General features: G+C 60.2%; 11 protein-coding genes and 2 pseudogenes. 6 read left to right on the forward strand and 7 right to left on the reverse strand.

What is annotated here, in order from left to right; all coding sequences use genetic code 11:
* Nucleotides 1–40 precede the first annotated feature (40 nt).
* Entirely contained in the window at nt 41–1,207 is a 1,167-nt protein-coding gene (locus NE851_RS21500) for an acyltransferase family protein (RefSeq protein ID WP_254957478.1), read from the reverse strand.
* 563 nt (nt 1,208–1,770) lie between these two features.
* Here NE851_RS21500 and NE851_RS21505 point away from each other — a divergent pair.
* The 4 genes and pseudogenes from NE851_RS21505 to NE851_RS21520 all read left to right on the forward strand — a co-directional run.
* On the forward strand, nt 1,771–2,907 hold the full coding sequence (locus NE851_RS21505) for an esterase-like activity of phytase family protein (RefSeq protein WP_254957480.1): 1,137 nt from the start codon (nt 1,771–1,773) through the stop codon (nt 2,905–2,907).
* A 119-nt stretch (nt 2,908–3,026) separates the two neighbouring features.
* Complete coding sequence (locus NE851_RS21510; protein ID WP_047615262.1) at nt 3,027–4,244, forward strand: AI-2E family transporter; 1,218 nt, start codon at nt 3,027–3,029, stop codon at nt 4,242–4,244.
* Between the two features lie 78 nt (nt 4,245–4,322).
* Nucleotides 4,323–5,018 (forward strand): annotated as a pseudogene (locus tag NE851_RS21515) (IS5 family transposase); the annotation flags it as partial.
* Nucleotides 5,019–5,236: pseudogene (locus NE851_RS21520) on the forward strand (ATP-binding protein); the annotation flags it as partial.
* Nucleotides 5,237–5,425: 189 nt separating this feature from the next.
* Here NE851_RS21520 and NE851_RS21525 read toward each other — a convergent pair.
* Nucleotides 5,426–7,675, reverse strand: a complete 2,250-nt coding sequence (locus NE851_RS21525; RefSeq protein WP_097623420.1) for a M10 family metallopeptidase C-terminal domain-containing protein — start codon at nt 7,673–7,675, stop codon at nt 5,426–5,428.
* Between the two features lie 702 nt (nt 7,676–8,377).
* Complete coding sequence (locus NE851_RS21535; protein ID WP_254957483.1) at nt 8,378–8,836, reverse strand: GNAT family N-acetyltransferase; 459 nt, start codon at nt 8,834–8,836, stop codon at nt 8,378–8,380.
* 128 nt (nt 8,837–8,964) lie between these two features.
* On the opposite strand from NE851_RS21535, the gene NE851_RS21540 reads away from it, so the two are divergent.
* Nucleotides 8,965–9,375, forward strand: coding sequence for a hypothetical protein (locus tag NE851_RS21540; protein ID WP_047615269.1), 411 nt, complete (start codon nt 8,965–8,967; stop codon nt 9,373–9,375).
* 98 nt (nt 9,376–9,473) lie between these two features.
* Here the strand turns inward: NE851_RS21540 and NE851_RS21545 are convergent, their stop codons facing one another.
* The 3 genes from NE851_RS21545 to NE851_RS21555 form a co-directional block, all read right to left on the reverse strand.
* Entirely contained in the window at nt 9,474–10,616 is a 1,143-nt protein-coding gene (locus tag NE851_RS21545) for a DUF2336 domain-containing protein (RefSeq protein WP_254957487.1), read from the reverse strand.
* Between the two features lie 99 nt (nt 10,617–10,715).
* Nucleotides 10,716–11,333: a flavin reductase family protein gene (locus NE851_RS21550; RefSeq protein ID WP_097544326.1), complete on the reverse strand. Its 618-nt coding sequence runs from the start codon at nt 11,331–11,333 to the stop codon at nt 10,716–10,718.
* The gene (locus NE851_RS21555) at nt 11,333–11,917 is read right to left on the reverse strand and encodes a nitroreductase family protein (RefSeq protein ID WP_063473941.1); all 585 of its coding nucleotides are present in this window, start codon (nt 11,915–11,917) and stop codon (nt 11,333–11,335) included. Before NE851_RS21555 ends, NE851_RS21550 begins: the two co-directional genes overlap by 1 nt.
* 113 nt (nt 11,918–12,030) lie before the next feature.
* Between NE851_RS21555 and NE851_RS21560 the strand changes: the two genes are divergently transcribed.
* Nucleotides 12,031–13,128: an RgsD C-terminal domain-containing protein gene (locus NE851_RS21560; RefSeq protein ID WP_097544327.1), complete on the forward strand. Its 1,098-nt coding sequence runs from the start codon at nt 12,031–12,033 to the stop codon at nt 13,126–13,128.
* A gap of 142 nt (nt 13,129–13,270) precedes the next feature.
* Here NE851_RS21560 and thrS read toward each other — a convergent pair whose 3' ends face one another.
* Nucleotides 13,271–15,277, reverse strand: a complete 2,007-nt coding sequence (gene thrS / locus NE851_RS21565; RefSeq protein ID WP_254957493.1) for a threonine--tRNA ligase — start codon at nt 15,275–15,277, stop codon at nt 13,271–13,273.
* Nucleotides 15,278–15,292 lie beyond the last annotated feature (15 nt).

Consider the following 15,292-nt stretch of genomic DNA (forward strand, 5'->3'; position numbering starts at 1 on the left):
CCGTGTCCAAAAAGCAATGACCGGCTTGAGAGCAATTAAACTAGTTCAAGAGAAACTTGCGGCCCAAGTACGCGCGAAGGGGCGCATCGAAGCAACCGTGCAGAAAATGTGCCACCCCGACAGCGACCAGGAGCGTCCCGCTCACCGTGACCGGCAATGGAATGAAGCCATCGGTGAGGTATTGGAAATGATCGCCGAACTGAATAACAGGCAGATGGACGACATACAGGGGATAAGACAACTGCCCGAGATAGACAGCGAACGGCCGCTCCGCGCCCTGCGGTACTGCTGAAGCTAGCGTGACCACGATCGGAATTAAGACCGCGATGCAAGTGAAATCGTAGACGTCACTCGGGACGGCAAAGGGGAAAAATAGCACGGCGATCAGGACGAAAAGCGGGATCTGAGGTGGAACAGCCCCGACGCGACGATGGATATTCCAGCGGAAGATCAAGACGCCGGCAAGAAACGAAAAGCCGACCCTGACAAATCCTTCGAAGAATGCTCGCCAGTTCGCAAAACCAACCGGCCCGATAGCACCCTCGAACATGACAACTTGGAAAAGCGCTGCGGCCAACAACGCGAAGACCGCTATCTCATGCCAAAAATGTATCCGACGGTGAGCGACTGAGCCGTAAACCACGCTAGCGACCATTTCAAAGCAGATGGACCAGAGTGGGTTGTTGATCGCGAAGGCCTCCTGCCCTACCAAGAGCCCCAGGGGCAATAGGAATAATGCGCCCACAGCAAGAATCGAGACCTCGGCGAGAGCAATATTGGGCGTCAAAGCAAATTGCGACGCGAGGACGCCCAAGGCGACGCCAACCACCATCATGGGATAAAGCCGTACCACGCGCTTCAGCAAGAATGCCCTGCTCCCCAGAGCACCCGCCTTTAGCTTTTGGTCGTATCCATTTGCGAGAACGAAGCCACTCAGGCAAAAGAAGAAATCCACGGCCAAGGAGGGGTGGGAGTTGAGCCGAAAGCTGAAAAGCTGGCTGGCATGCAAGAGAACCACTGATAGCGCAGCCAGTCCTCGAAGCTCATCCAGAAAGATAAAGCGGTCTTTCGCTTGACCTGCACCGTGACCTAGATCCTGCGTATCGCTCGGACCGGGACGCGCAGCCGCAGGGAATACGGAACGGGCTAATGCGTCGGCAGTGGTCAGGAGCCTGTCTTCCCCTGGTCTTTGATCAAAGCGCCGCATCTTTCTTATTCTTCCTTGAGCGCCCGTGCGACCTGATCCATGAACGGCTTCGTCAGATAGGCCAGCAGTCCGCGCCTTGGTCTGTATGAAAGCTTCGACCGGCATGCCGGGTACAGCCGTGACCTCGCCAAGCCTCTGCCATCTACGTCGGAAATCTCGGCTCGGACGTCAGAGTTGCTGAGACCCGAGCGTTGATCTGCCGCCTCGCTGGTCTCTCACGTTGATCACAGATACCATCTGCGAAGTTGCAATTCAGCGCCGATGACCTCAAAAAGAAGACTACAAATTGAATTTGCAATTGCAAGGTAATTTCTGTTTTTCCCGCATTAGGAGAAACAATGTGATAAAAATGCACTCTAGATCGAAAGGGCTGAATGCGCTTGTGGTACGGGTGAAAACGGTTCGGCGCATCGCATTTTAGCATCGACGATTTCACGGAACTGACGAAGAACCGTAACAACTCCTTCAAACAACCGGCGCATGAAGCGGTCGGCGCGCGTTCCCCTTGAGGGAGCGGCGGCGCCGTTTCGAACCGTTTTCAAACCCCTTGCCGGATATTTGTCATGACCAAGCGTTTTCTCGCGGCTGCCGCTTTCGTTTTCCTGTCCAGCACCGTCACCGTCAGCGCCACCGAGATCGGCGCCACCGTCGAGACTGCCTGCCCCTTCGGCGATTGCGCCGCCGGCATTTCGCTCTCCTATCTCGGCGAATTTGTCATCCCCACGGGCCATATGGAAAACGGCGTCGAATTCGGCGGCATATCAGGTCTCGATTTCGATGCCGCCACCGGTCACTACATCGCCATCAGCGACGACCGCTCGGAAAGAGGCCCTGCCCGCTTCTATGAACTCGACGTCGATGTCGACGCATCGGGTCTCAAGAGCGTTTTGGTGGTCAAGCAAGTCACTTTGAAAGATAAGAACGGCGAGCCCTTCGCTGCCAGGACCGTCGATCCGGAATCGATCCGCCTCGGCAAGGACGGCATCTATTGGGGCAGCGAAGGCGACGGCAAGGCGTTGCTTGCACCCTTCGTCCGCGTCGCTTCGCCGGACGGTTCCTTCGTCCGCGAATTCAAGCTGCCGGAGGGCTTTGCGCCGACCGCCGACAAGTCGACCGGCATCCGCGACAACCTCGCCTTCGAGGATCTCGCAGTCGCGCCCTCGGGCGATGTTTTCGTCGGCGTCGAAGCTGCCCTCTACCAGGACGGCCCGAACCCCTCACTGACGTCGGGCAGCCTGTCGCGCATCATCCGTTACGACGGCGCCACCGGTGAGCCGAAGGCTCAGTACGTCTACCCCGTCTCGCCGATCCCGCAGGCCGCCACCAAGGCCGAAGGCGGCAATGACAACGGCATGTCCGAGATGCTTGCCCTCGACGATCATCGGCTGCTCGCCGTCGAGCGCAGCTATGCCCAGGGCTTCGGTAACACCATCAAGATCATGATGATGGATCTGGCCGATGCCACCGACGTATCAGCCATCCCGTCACTCGCCAAAAACGACCAGCGCGTCGTCCCTGCCCACAAGAGCCAGGTCCTTGATCTGAGGGCCATCGGCCTTGTTCCCGACAATATCGAGGCCATGTCGCTGGGCAAGGCCAAGGACGGCGCCGATGTCCTCATTCTCGGCTCTGACAATAATTTCTCGCCCAGCCAAAAGACGCAATTCTACGCCTTCAAGGTCTTGCGCCGTCCGCAGTAGTAAGACGTTCGATTCTGAGAGTCGAATAGCGACGCTTTGTATACGCTTTCACGTTGCGGACCTTGAAACCGTCGGGATCATGGCCCATAACCAGAGTACAAGAATAAGAAGAGGCGCGCGTGGGTGTATTCGACCGTCAGAAAAACAATCATGAACCGCGATGGCTCGGATCGTCGGCGCAAACACGCACGCCGCTGATTCCCTCCATCTCGGCGGCGCGCTGGCTGCTGGTTCTGATCGTCGCCGCCGGCGTTTATTTCTTCTACGGCTTCCTCGTGCCGGTGCTCGCAGCCCTCGTCATCGGCTTTGCCAGCTGGCCACTCTACCGTAAGCTTCTTGCCCGCGTCGGCGGCAACACGACGATCGCCGCCACCATCGCCATCATCATGATCATCACCTTCCTGGTCATCCCGATCGGGCTTGCGGTCACTTATACAACGGGCGAAGTGCGCACCTGGGTCACCTGGGCGATCCACGCCAACCGCGCCGGCGCCCCGACACCGGACTGGATCGTCGCGCTGCCTTTGGCCGGCGCCTATCTCGATGAAGCCTGGACCAAATATATCGGCAGTCCCGGCGCCCTGGGTGAGGTCATTCAGGCGGTCAGCGGCGCCAATATCGGCAATATCTATCGTGCCGTGCTTGCGGCCGGCGGCGGCGCCTTCCATCTGCTGCTGACGCTGCTCTTCATGCTGATCGCGCTGTTCTTCGTCTATCGCGACGGTTTCTCCTTTTCCAAGCAGATCGACATGCTCGGCGAGCGCATCCTGCCGAACCGCTGGGAACGCATTTCCCGGGTCGTGCCGGCGACGATCAGCTCCACCGTCATGGGCATGACGCTGATCGCGATCGGCGAAGGCATCGTGCTCGGGCTCGCCTATTGGATCGCCGGCGTGCCGTCGCCGGTCACCCTCGGCGTGCTGACGGGCGTGATGGCGCTGATACCGGGCGGCGCGCCGCTCTCCTTCACGCTGGTCTCCGTCTATCTGCTGGCCAGCGGCTCGCATGTCGCCGGCATCGGTCTTTTCGTCTGGGGTACGGTCGAACTTTTCATCGTCGACAAGACGCTGCGGCCGAAGCTCGTCGGCGGTCCGATCAAGCTGCCCTTCCTGCCGACCTTCTTCGGCCTCGTCGGCGGCGTCAAGACAATGGGTTTCCTCGGCCTCTTCATCGGCCCGGTGCTGATGGCGCTGATCGTCGCCATCTGGCGCGAATGGATCCACGAGGCCCGCAATGCCGACAAGAGCGAGACGGGGCCGCAGCTCCTCATCGACGAACAGGCCCCGCCGGCAATCCCCGGCTCGTCGAAACCGATCCCGCGCGTTGCCGAAGGCTGAACCTGCCGTAGGTCCAATCGACATTCAGGATTCACGTCAGGCTTCATGTGTGATGCATAGGTCTCCGGATTGATTGATTTGGAGACTTCAGATGGCCAAGCGCCGGCATCTCACTGGCGTCGTATCTGCGATCTTTTGCCGGGCAAGCCCAGAGATCCTAGCCGATTCGGGGCCGATAACCTTTTGTTTGTCAACGCGGTTTTGTGAGTGTTGCGGTCTGGAGCCCATTGGCATGACCTGCCTGAGCGCTACGGCAAGTACAAGACAGTCCACAAGCGCTTCACCGGTGGGCCAAGGCGGGCGTCTGGGAGACGGCGTTCGATCATCTCGTCCAGGATCCCGACAACGACTATGTCGCCCTCGATTCTTCGCTGGTGCGCGCCCACCAGCAGGCGGCCACCGGAAAGGATGGCAGCCAAAAAGGGGACCAGGCTTTGGGACGCTCCCGAGGAGGACTGACCACCAAGTCCACATGGCCACCGATGGCAGAGGGCTGCCCCTCAGGATCATCCTCACTCCCGGCCAGCGCGCCGATGTCACCCAGGCCTCAGCCTTGCTCGAAGGACTCCAAGCTGGCCGCGTTCTCGCCGATAAAGCCTATGATTCTAATGCATTGCGCCAAGTCATCAGCAATCTGGATGCCGAAGCTGTCATCCCATGCAATCCGACGCGTAAGCATTCCATCCCATACGACTTCGACGCGTCGCAACCCGATACGACAAGCTGCTCGTCAACTTCATGAGGTTCGTCAAGCTCGCCGCAATCGCAATATGGCCCGGTGCGGAATTATTGTTCGAACTGATCTCGCAACACCGCGCACGGCTGCCACGTTGATCACCAGCAACCTTCCGTTCGACGAATGGACCGAGACCTTGGGATCTGAGCGCCTGATCGACGCTCTGCTGGACCGCATCACCCACCAAGTCAACATCCGCGAGATGAACGGCGACAGCTATCGCCTCGCGCAAAGCCGCGCCCGAAAGGCCGGCTGACACCCGTCGAAAAATCGCAGCGCGCGGATGGGAACCCCGCTCGGGCTACGCCCTCCCGGTGGACTCATCCGCGCGCCGAGTAACCGATTTTTGCGCGTCGCGTGGCTGGTTATTACTCTGCCATTGACATATTTTCAGATCGCTAGCGCGATTGTTGTGGCGATCGAACGACCGCCACAACGGATATCGTTACAGGAGAAAATCGCCTGCCCCCAGCTGGACGTGGCCATGCAGCTGAACCTGGAAGTCCTGAACACCGTCGCCGTTCAGGTCGCCCTGGACAACGGTAGCATCAGCTTTGTCTTCATAGTGCCAAGTGAGCGCGCCGGCCTTGTGGTCGAAAGAGGCACCCTCCTGCGCCAGGAAATGGAAGGCTCCATTGCCCTGTGCAGAGCCATTCGCATCGATCGCCAGGAGATCGATCTTATCGACGCCGTGCTGGAAGTCGGTGATGACGTCGCGGGTCGAGCCGGACCCGGCTTCCGCCGCTGTTTTGAAGACAAACGTATCCGAGCTGATACCGCCGGTCATGATGTCCTTTCCGGCACCACCGATGAGGACGTCCGTGCCGGCGCCGCCGCTGAGCTTGTCCGCGCCGGCCCCGCCATCGAGAACGTTGCTGCCGCTATTGCCGGTCAGCACGTCGTTGTAGCTGGAGCCAGTCAAGTTTTCGATGCTGACGAACTTGTCACCGGTGGCATACCCACCCGATGCGGCCCCAGTCGCCAAATTGACGTTGACCCCGCCAGAACCCGCATAGCCGGCCGTGTCGTTGTCGGCACCACCATTGAGGACGTCCCCGCCGGCGCCGCCGCTGAGCTTGTCCGCGCCAGCCCCGCCATTGAGAATGTTGCTGCCGCCATTGCCGCCAGTCAGCACGTCGTTGTAGCTGGAGCCAGTCAAGTTTTCGATGCTGGCGATCTTGTCACCGGTGGCTTGCCCGCCCGATGCGGCCTTAGTCGCCAGGTTGACGTTGACCGCGCCGGAGCCTGCATAGCTGGCCGTGTCGGTGCCACTACCACCGTCGAGCACGTCCGCGCCGGCGCCGCCCTTCAACACGTCACTACCGCCGAGACCCTTGAAGGTTTCGTTGCCGCCGTTGGACTGACCGGTGTGTGGCAGGATGTCGTTGCCGTTGGTGCCGACGAATTCCTTTGTCGTCGGCGTAGTTGGCGTGGTTGGCGTGGTCGGGTTCGTCGGTGTAGTTGGCGTCGTCGGATTCGTCGGCGTGGTTGGCGTTCCCGGTGCCGCGCTGGAGCCCGATTCGTAGGCACCCATATCGACAGTTCCAACGACGCGAGCGTGGCCGTCCAGATCGACCGAGCCGACGCCGTACTTGTTGGTTCCGCCGTCGATCGCCGACGAGCCGGAGCCGAGGTGGAAGTCGCCGCTCGCTGCCCCCAGGAATTTCGGGTCGACGCCGAGCTTATTGCCGTTCGCCGTGCTCGGCATCGCGTTGCCGCCGTCAGTCCTGACCGAGGACTGGCCGGCCGTCCCATTGTAGGTGATGTTGTTGGCCCAGACGGTGTTGGCGTTGGTGTAGCCGCCGTACGACGTGTTATCGACCGCAGTGTTGTTCTTGTTCACCGATGGGTCCGCTACGGCGATGTTGTTGACCCAGGTGTTATTGCTCGACTGCGCGTTGCTGAGTTCGCCGCGCCAGGTGCCGTCGTTCAGCGGGTCCTGATTGTTGTGGTATGCGGTGTTGTTTTGCACCGTGACGGAGTCGCTCCAGGCAACCTGGATGCCTTTGCCGCCGTTCTCGTAGACCAGGTTGTTGTCGACCAGGGTCTTAAACGTGTAGTTCGGATGACCGCTCGCCTGCGTGCTCTGGAAATCGTCGATGATGATGCCGTTGCCATCGGTGTGTGCACCCGACTTCGTGACGTTGTCGTGCGAGATGTTGTTCTGCACGATATTCCGGTAGCCGGTCGTCGAGGTATCGCCGGTGATGTTCCGGTTCTCGTAGATCGAGATGCCCGAGTACCAGCCCGACGACGCGTTATTGTAGGTCTCGTTCCCTACGATCTTGACGAAGTCAGAATAGTTGAACTGAATGCCCGACTCCCCGCTGTCGTGGACCTTGTTGTTGAGAATTGAGACGTGATGGACGTTGTTCGCTTCGATGCCGTCGCCGTTGCCGCCCTTGATGTCGAAGCCGTCGATTGTCACGTAGTTGGCGTTGACGCTGATCCCGGTGTACGAGCCCGAGGGCGGACGGATCAGTGCTGCGCCAGGCACTTCCGAGCGCAGCGTGATGTCGCCAGCCGCCGAGCCGTCCTTGTCGATGTTGATGCTCTCGTTGTAGGTCCCCGGCTTCACCACGACCTCGTCGCCGGGTTTAAGGTTTGCAGCCATTGCCTCGCTGATCGTGCGAAAAGGAGACGAGGCACTGCCGTTACCGCCGCTGCCGGTCGTCGCTACGTAGTATGTCGTCATGTTCTTGTTCCTCAACCTTAGCGTTGTCTTTGCCGGTTACTATTTTTAGTTAATCAGGCGTTACGGCGGGAGGTTATAGGGCGACGTTTTGGAGGGCGCAACAGCAACGCGACAGTAAGTGCTTGAGAAGTATAGCCATATTGCTGCCACATTATCTAAATCGATCCGAAGTTACGGTTTGAAATATTTGGTGAATTTCGAGTCGCCCAAAATGTGGCAAAATATATGTCTCGCGTACCGCGAATTATTCTTTCTGCAACTATAGCGAAATGCGTCCATTGAAAACATTAGAAAAAGCTAGTGGGCGTGACTGGATTCCTGCCGTCGAAGGCGGAATCGAAATTTTTTTCTGAATTTAGCTATTTTGGGCAGCTTTTCCCCAAAGATTGGTACTAATCGAGATGATAATGGGGGCTGCCGTGGCAGATTCGACCAAACCGATTGCGCAAGTGAGGACCAGATTCGGCCGCGAATTTGCTCCCGCACACATCGCTCATACCCCCTCCAAAAATGCTCGATTGTCCGTGCGGGAACCGCGCTTGCCTTTGGTTCGACCCGGCACAAAGCCGCTGATACGCTCCCATCGATCATCTCGAAGTGCGTCGCAATCCATCACCGACCTGCAAAAGTCGGTGTGGAATCTGATTTGCTCCAGCCTGGGAATCCCTGACTGTTAAATCGTCACCCCGCCCTAGCGGGTGATCATCCCAGCCGCTTTTCCGTGAACAGGCTGAGCGGATCCGGCAGGTAAGCGCCGAAAGGCTCGATTTCCCGATATCCGTATTTGCGGTAGAGGCTGATCGCCTCGGGCTGGTAGATGCCGGTTTCGAGCCGGATCGCCGTCAGCTGCTTTTCCCCGGCGATCGCTTCCAGCGCATTCACCAGTCCGCTGGCGATCCTCAGCCCCCTCGCCTCTGGATCGACGAACATGCGCTTGATCTCAGCCGTGCCGTCGCCGGCCTCGACCAGCGCGCAGCAGCCGACGATCACATTGTCGCTGCGTGCGACGAGGAAGCTCACCGAAGGTTTCTCCAGCAAGGAGAGGTCGACCAGATGGTTGCTCTGAGGGGGATAGAGCGATTGCGCATAGGCATCGGAAAGATCGAGAAGCCGGATGACACCCGCCTGACGCGGCGGCTCCAGGGCGATGGTGACGGACATGCTGACTCCCTGCTGGCACTGGGACACAATTTTTGCCGACATGACAAAGAGTTAATCCCGTTGCCTTCATTCGGTTGGAATTGCGCCGTCTAAGACGATGACATGCTCAATAGTCAAGGAAGCAGAATATGCAAGCGGTGCTGATCGCGATGACCATTCTCGGCTGCGATGATTCCATCAGCCAGTGCAATTATCTCGCGACGGTCGATAAACGCTGGGAAACCGTTGCCGCCTGCGATGCCGAAGCCGAGCGCCGGCTGAAGACCTATGTGAATGTCAATTATCCCTCGGTAATCGCGGTGTGCGAGGCCCCGAAGACCGTTGCCGCCGCCGAGCCGCCGAAACCGGCGCCCGCTCCGCCGGCTGTTGTTGAAGCGACAGAACAGCGTCCGCAGGGACTGCTTGGTTTTGCCGATAATATTGCCCAGCAGGTGCGCGACCATCTGCCTTCCGGCAAGAGCGTCAAGGACACGCTCACCAAGCCGGTGCATTTTGTCTCCACCAGCTATTCCTGGGTGGTGACACGGCTCGCCGATTAGAGCATGTCGCGCAAAACTGTGCAGCGGTTTTGCGCCAAAAGACGGGCGGAAACAAAGACCTGAAGTCCGGCAAGCGAATTTGAAGATCGCGACGCGCTTTAGGCCGCAGCGAGCGCCGCATAAACACGGGCGGATTGTCGCTGTTCGGTGACGTGGAGTTTTTCCACCATGTCCAGCAGTTCACCGATCGCGCCATGCGCGTCGTGATGGCGGAACTTTTCCAGAAGACGGCCGCAGACATTGCCGAGCACGCTGCCCGGCGCTTTTCTGGCGGCGTCGCGCCACAGCATCGTCGCCTCGACGAAGATGACACTAATATCTCTCGGCAGGCCGGCGGACTCGTAGAGCGCGCGCACCGCATGCATGCGCCCGGTTGCCAGGATCGAGCGCACCCGGCGCTCGCTGCAGCCTGTGAGATCGACGATCGCGCCGGCGAAGAAGTCGACCTTTCCGGCACAGAGCGCATGCATCAGGAAGGATGGCGTCAGCCGGCCGTTGAGTCGCAGATGCTGGACGAGATCGGGTATTTCGCGCGGCGCGATATCGCCGGCGATCGAAACGATGGCAGCCTCGGTCGCCTCGCGGCTGATGCGCTGGAGCCGCTGCAGGCCGATAGCCGCCTGCGCCAGCGGTAGCCCGACCAGCGCATTGCTGACATGTTGGGTCAGCAGCTGGCGGGCATCGGCCGGAAGATCGCTGCGGTCGAGAAGCAGGTTGCGGATATCGCAGCAGTCGCCGAGCCGTTCGGCGATGCGTTTCAACGAAAGGCTGGAGATCACCGCGCCGTCATTCTCGAGCAGGCACAGCAGTTCTTCCTCGTCACCAACCTCGGCAAGCGCGGCGGAAACCGGGCGCGTCACATGCGCTCTGGCGGCGATCAGCATGCGGGTGGCGCCATTGCCGCGGGCGGCGAGATCGACGAGATCGGCATCGCTCAAAAGCGGCGAACAGGTCACTGCGTGGCAGGCGACTTCCGGCTGGTCCTCGGCAAGCGAAAGGATCAGGCTGCGCGGCGCATCGGGCGACCAGGCGATCGCCTCGGCCAGCGCCAGCCGCACGCGCGGCGACGGATCGTCGAGAAGAAAGGTCATCGCCATCTCAGCCGCCGCTCGCTCATCCGCAGACATCTCGGACTGCAGATAGGCTCGCCCGAGCGCGTTTGCGGCCCGGGCCCGGTCACCCGTCTTGGCCGTTTCGATCCAACGAAGGAAAGCTTCTACGATCACGCGACGCCCCAGCACTTGAACGCGATTCCCTCGCGCTCCATTCAATGCTGCGACGGTAGCGGCAAAAGGTTTAAGATTGGTTCACCATGTTTCTTAAGCCTTTGCATGCCTTGATTAGCCATCAATCGGCGGCAATTGCGGCCGGACCATCTCGAAAACATCGCTGCCCTCGCTGTAATCCATATAGCCCATGCGGGCGACAGGGCGGGCGATCGACATGTCGAGGCGGCCGTCCCTGACGATCGCCTCGTCGATGCGGATGCCGACCACTTCGCCGAAGACAAGGACGTTTTCGGACGGTTCACCCGACAGCGTCTTCGGCTCGATGATCTCGGTAACCCTGCATTCGAGCACTGCGAAGGCCTCGCCGACATAGGGCGCATCGATCAGTTCGGCCTGCTTCGGCGTCAGACCGGCGAAGTCGAATTCACTGTTGCCGTAGGGCAGTGCCGCCGAGGAGAGGTTCATCTTCTCGGCAAGATCGCGGCTGACGAAATTGCAGGTGAAGACGCCGGTCTCGGCGGCATTGCGCTGGCTGTGTTTACGCCCGGCGGAAGAAAACATCACCAGCTTCGGCCGGTCGGCAACGGCATTGAAGAAGGAATAGGGCGCGAGATTGATCGAACCGTCCCTGCCCTTGCTGCCGATCCAGCCGATCGGACGCGGCGACACGATCGCCTTGAACGGATCATGCGCGAGCCCGTGCCGGTTCCCGTCGGTGGCGTAGAACATCAGTCTTCTCCACCGACCCAGGTTACGGTATCGGCAAGCTCCGGCCGCGGCCGCTCGATGGCTGGAAATGTGGTCGAGCCGATATGGATGAAGCCCGCCACCTTTTCATCCGGACCGACGCCGAGCAGCGGATAAGCGCGCTGGTCATAGGCGAACCACTCCGTCAGCCAATTGGCGACATAACCACTGGCATTGGCGGCGAGGATGACGTTGAGGCAAAGCGCACCGGCCGACATCAACTGCTCCCATTCCGGGATCTTGATATGCGGCCCCGCCTTGCTGACGACGGCGACGACCACGGGCGCGCGGGTGAAACGGGTGCGCTCGACCTGGATCATCTCTTCGGAAAGGTCGGGCTTTGCCTTGAGCGCCAAGGTCAGAAGCTCCTCACCGAGACGGGCGCGCTGCTCTCCACGATAGACGATGAAGCGCCAGGGCGCGATCTTGCCATGATCGGGAACCCGCGAGGCAAGCCGCAGGATCTCCTCGATTTCGGCCTTCTCAGGGCCTGGTTCACACATCTGGAAAGCGGGGATGGAGCGGCGCACGGCGAGGTAATCAATCAGCTTGATATCGGATTTCATGCGGGAGAAACTCTCATTTTAATGCTGCTGCGAAGGGTGGGTCTTGAATTTGCCATCGCGTTGGTCTTGAAGTGGCCTTTGCGATTTCAGAAGTCAATCGGTTCACGAAACAGATGTTTGGCATTTCGCCTTTTGCACGCATCGGCCTTGCCATTGCCCTGATGATACTGACGCCCTTGGGCGCCGGCGCTCAGGATGCCTTCAAGGAATTCAAACAGCTTGAATCGACGCCGAAGATGCCGAAGCTCGATGCTTTCATCGCGCCTGGCAATGCGCCTGAAGGGGTCAAACTGCGTGACGTCCCGATGGAGGCCAAGCTGACGGCGGACGGCACGCCGGTGGAGGAAGGCCTCTCCTGGTACGTCTTCAGCCCGATCGCCGGAACCGACGGCAAACTGCCGCTGATCGCCAGCGCCAAGGGCGGACCCGCCGCCTTTCAGCTCGCCCCCGGCGATTATTTCGTCAACGTTTCCTTTGGCCGCGCCGGCGTCACCAAGAAGCTGACCGTGCCGGCTGAAGGCGATGTCGACAAGCAGGTGATGGTGCTCGATGCCGGCGGCCTGCTGCTCAATGCCGTCTCCGGCACCGATGCCCGCATCCGCCCCGACCAGTTGAGCTTCTCGATCTATTCCTCGGAAGTGCGCGACGATGGCGAGCGTGGCCTCGTCGTTGCCGATGTCTCGCCGAATACCATCGTCCGCCTCAATGCCGGCACTTATCACATCGTTTCCGAGTACGGCAACGTCAACGCCGTGATCCGCGCCGACATCCAGGTGGAGGCCGGCAAGCTGACCGAGGCGACGATCCAGCATCGCGCCGCGCAGGTCACCTTCAAGCTTGTCTCCGATGCCGGCGGTGAGGCAATCGCCGATACGGCCTGGTCGATCCTGACGGCCGCCGGCGACAGCGTCGGCGAAAGCGTCAGCGCCTTCCCGACCATGGTTCTCGCCGAAGGTGGCTATTCCGCCGTCGCCCGCAACAAGGACAAGATCTACCAGCGCGATTTCACCGTCGTCGCCGGCAGGAATACCGATGTCGAGGTTCTGATGAAGGACCAGCAGCCGCAGCCGCCGGCGAGCGCGGCTCGCACAGTGCAACAGGTGCCGGTTGGCACACCGCCACCGCCGGGCGTCCAGCCGGCTCCGGTCGCTCCGCTGCCCTCCTACGAGCAACTCGCGCCACAAGGCGGCGACGACACCAGCCTCGATTGATTTAACCTCGATCGGCTTGGCCCAGCCGAGACCTTTGGGCAAGGCCGCGCTTCGGCGGGCAGCGTCATCGACAGAGTGCGGCTTTATATCAGATTTCCGACAGCGCCGGGCCAGGGCCCGGCGCTGTCGTAACTCGCTATTTTCAGGCCGCCTTGGCTTTCCGTGCTTCGGCCTTGCGACGAATGTCGGGCGGCGTTGCCTCAAGAGTAAGGCTCTCGACGGCGGCATCGAGCCCCATCGAAACCTGGTCCTGGCTGCCGAGGCGGCGGATGTTGACCGTGCGCTCCTCGGCCTCCTTCCTGCCGCAGACGATGATGACAGGAACCTTGGTGACCGAATGCTCGCGGATCTTGTAGTTGATCTTCTCGTTGCGGAAATCGGTTTCGACGTTGAGACCGGCATCGCGCAACGCCTCGGCCACTTCGAGGCCATAGGCATCGGCTTCCGAAGTGATCGTTGCCACCACCACCTGCAGCGGCGATACCCAGAGCGGCAGATGGCCGGCGAAGTTCTCGATCAGGATGCCGAGGAAGCGTTCCATCGAGCCGCAGATGGCGCGATGGATCATCACCGGCTGCGTCTTTTCGGAATTGCTGTCGATGTAGAAGGCCCCGAAGCGTTCCGGCAGGTTGAAATCGACCTGTGTCGTGCCGCACTGCCATTCACGGCCAATCGCGTCCTTCAGCGTATATTCGAACTTCGGCCCGTAGAAAGCGCCCTCGCCCGGCAGGATGCCGGTCTTGATGCGACCTTCGGACTGAGCCTCGATCGTCTTCAGCACATCGGTCATGACGGCTTCCGCACGATCCCAGAGCGAGTCGGAGCCGACACGCTTTTCCGGACGGGTAGAAAGCTTGACGACGATTTCCTTGAAACCGAAGTCTTCATAGACCGACAGGATCAGGTCGTTGATCTTAAGGCATTCGGCAGCCATCTGCTCGTCGGTGCAGAAGATGTGCGCGTCGTCCTGCGTAAAGCCACGCACGCGCATCAGCCCATGCAGCGCGCCCGAAGGCTCGTAGCGGTGCACCAGGCCGAATTCGGCGAGACGGATCGGCAATTCGCGATAGGACTTCAAGCCATGCTTGAAGATCTGCACATGGCCGGGGCAGTTCATCGGCTTTAGCGCAAAGACGCGGTTATCCGCCTCCTTGTCTTCGGGATGCGTCATTGCATGCGCCGATTTCACGGCGAACATGTTTTCCTGATACCAGCCCCAGTGCCCCGAGGTTTCCCAGAGCGCTGTGTCGAGCACCTGTGGTGCGTTGACCTCTTCATAATCAACGGCGAGCCGGCGACGCATATAGGAGACCAGCGACTGGAAAATGCGCCAGCCCTTGCCGTGCCAGAATACGACACCCGGGCCTTCCTCCTGGAAATGGAACAGGTCCATTTCCCGGCCGAGCTTGCGGTGGTCGCGCTTTTCGGCTTCGGCAAGCATGTGGAGGTAGTTGTCGAGTTCCGACTGCTCGGCGAAAGCCGTGCCATAGATGCGGCTCAGCATCGGATTGTTGCTGTCGCCGCGCCAATAGGCGCCGGCCACCTTCAAGAGCTTGAAGGCGTTGCCGATCTGGCCGGTCGAGGCCATATGCGGGCCGCGGCAGAGGTCGAACCAGTCGCCCTGGTAATAGATCTTGAGATCCTGTCCTGCCGGGATCGCGTCGACGAGCTCGACCTTGTACTGCTCGCCCTTGTCGGCGAATACCTGTTTGGCCTTCTCGCGCGACCAGACCTGCTTGGTGAAGGCGGCGTTGCGGGCGATGATCTCCTTCATCTTGTTTTCGATCTTCGGCAGATCGTCGGGCGTGAAGGGCTCGTTCTTGGCGAAGTCGTAATAGAAGCCGTTTTCGATGACCGGGCCGATCGTCACCTGGGTGCCGGGCCAGAGCTCCTGCACCGCTTCGGCCATGACGTGCGCCGCGTCGTGGCGGATGAGCTCCAGCGCGCGGTCGTCGTTGCGGGTGATGATCTCGATCCTGCCCGTCGTGACGGAATCGGAAAGGTCGCGCACGGTGCCGTCGATTGCGACGGCGACCGCCTTCTTGGCGAGCGATTTGGAAATGGATTCAGCGACATCCCGGCCGGTTGCGCCAGCATCGAAGCTGCGCACGGAACCATCGGGAAATGTCAGGGAAATAGCTTGGGACATCGAAATTCTCCTTGT

It is taken from the genome of Rhizobium anhuiense bv. trifolii, assembly GCF_024346605.1.
In the GTDB taxonomy this organism is placed as follows: domain Bacteria; phylum Pseudomonadota; class Alphaproteobacteria; order Rhizobiales; family Rhizobiaceae; genus Rhizobium; species Rhizobium anhuiense.

Bases quoted from the DNA above. Each gene is read 5' to 3' on its own strand.
- NE851_RS21505 (WP_254957480.1), top strand. From the start codon at position 1,771: ATGACCAAGCGTTTTCTCGCGGCTGCCGCTTTCGTTTTCCTGTCCAGC.
- NE851_RS21550 (WP_097544326.1), bottom strand. From the start codon at position 11,333: ATGTTCTACGCCACCGACGGGAACCGGCACGGGCTCGCGCATGATCCG.
- NE851_RS21525 (WP_097623420.1), bottom strand. From the start codon at position 7,675: ATGACGACATACTACGTAGCGACGACCGGCAGCGGCGGTAACGGCAGT.
- NE851_RS21560 (WP_097544327.1), top strand. From the start codon at position 12,031: ATGTTTGGCATTTCGCCTTTTGCACGCATCGGCCTTGCCATTGCCCTG.
- thrS (WP_254957493.1), bottom strand. From the start codon at position 15,277: ATGTCCCAAGCTATTTCCCTGACATTTCCCGATGGTTCCGTGCGCAGC.
- NE851_RS21540 (WP_047615269.1), top strand. From the start codon at position 8,965: ATGCAAGCGGTGCTGATCGCGATGACCATTCTCGGCTGCGATGATTCC.
- NE851_RS21500 (WP_254957478.1), bottom strand. From the start codon at position 1,207: ATGCGGCGCTTTGATCAAAGACCAGGGGAAGACAGGCTCCTGACCACT.
- NE851_RS21535 (WP_254957483.1), bottom strand. From the start codon at position 8,836: ATGTCCGTCACCATCGCCCTGGAGCCGCCGCGTCAGGCGGGTGTCATC.
- NE851_RS21555 (WP_063473941.1), bottom strand. From the start codon at position 11,917: ATGAAATCCGATATCAAGCTGATTGATTACCTCGCCGTGCGCCGCTCC.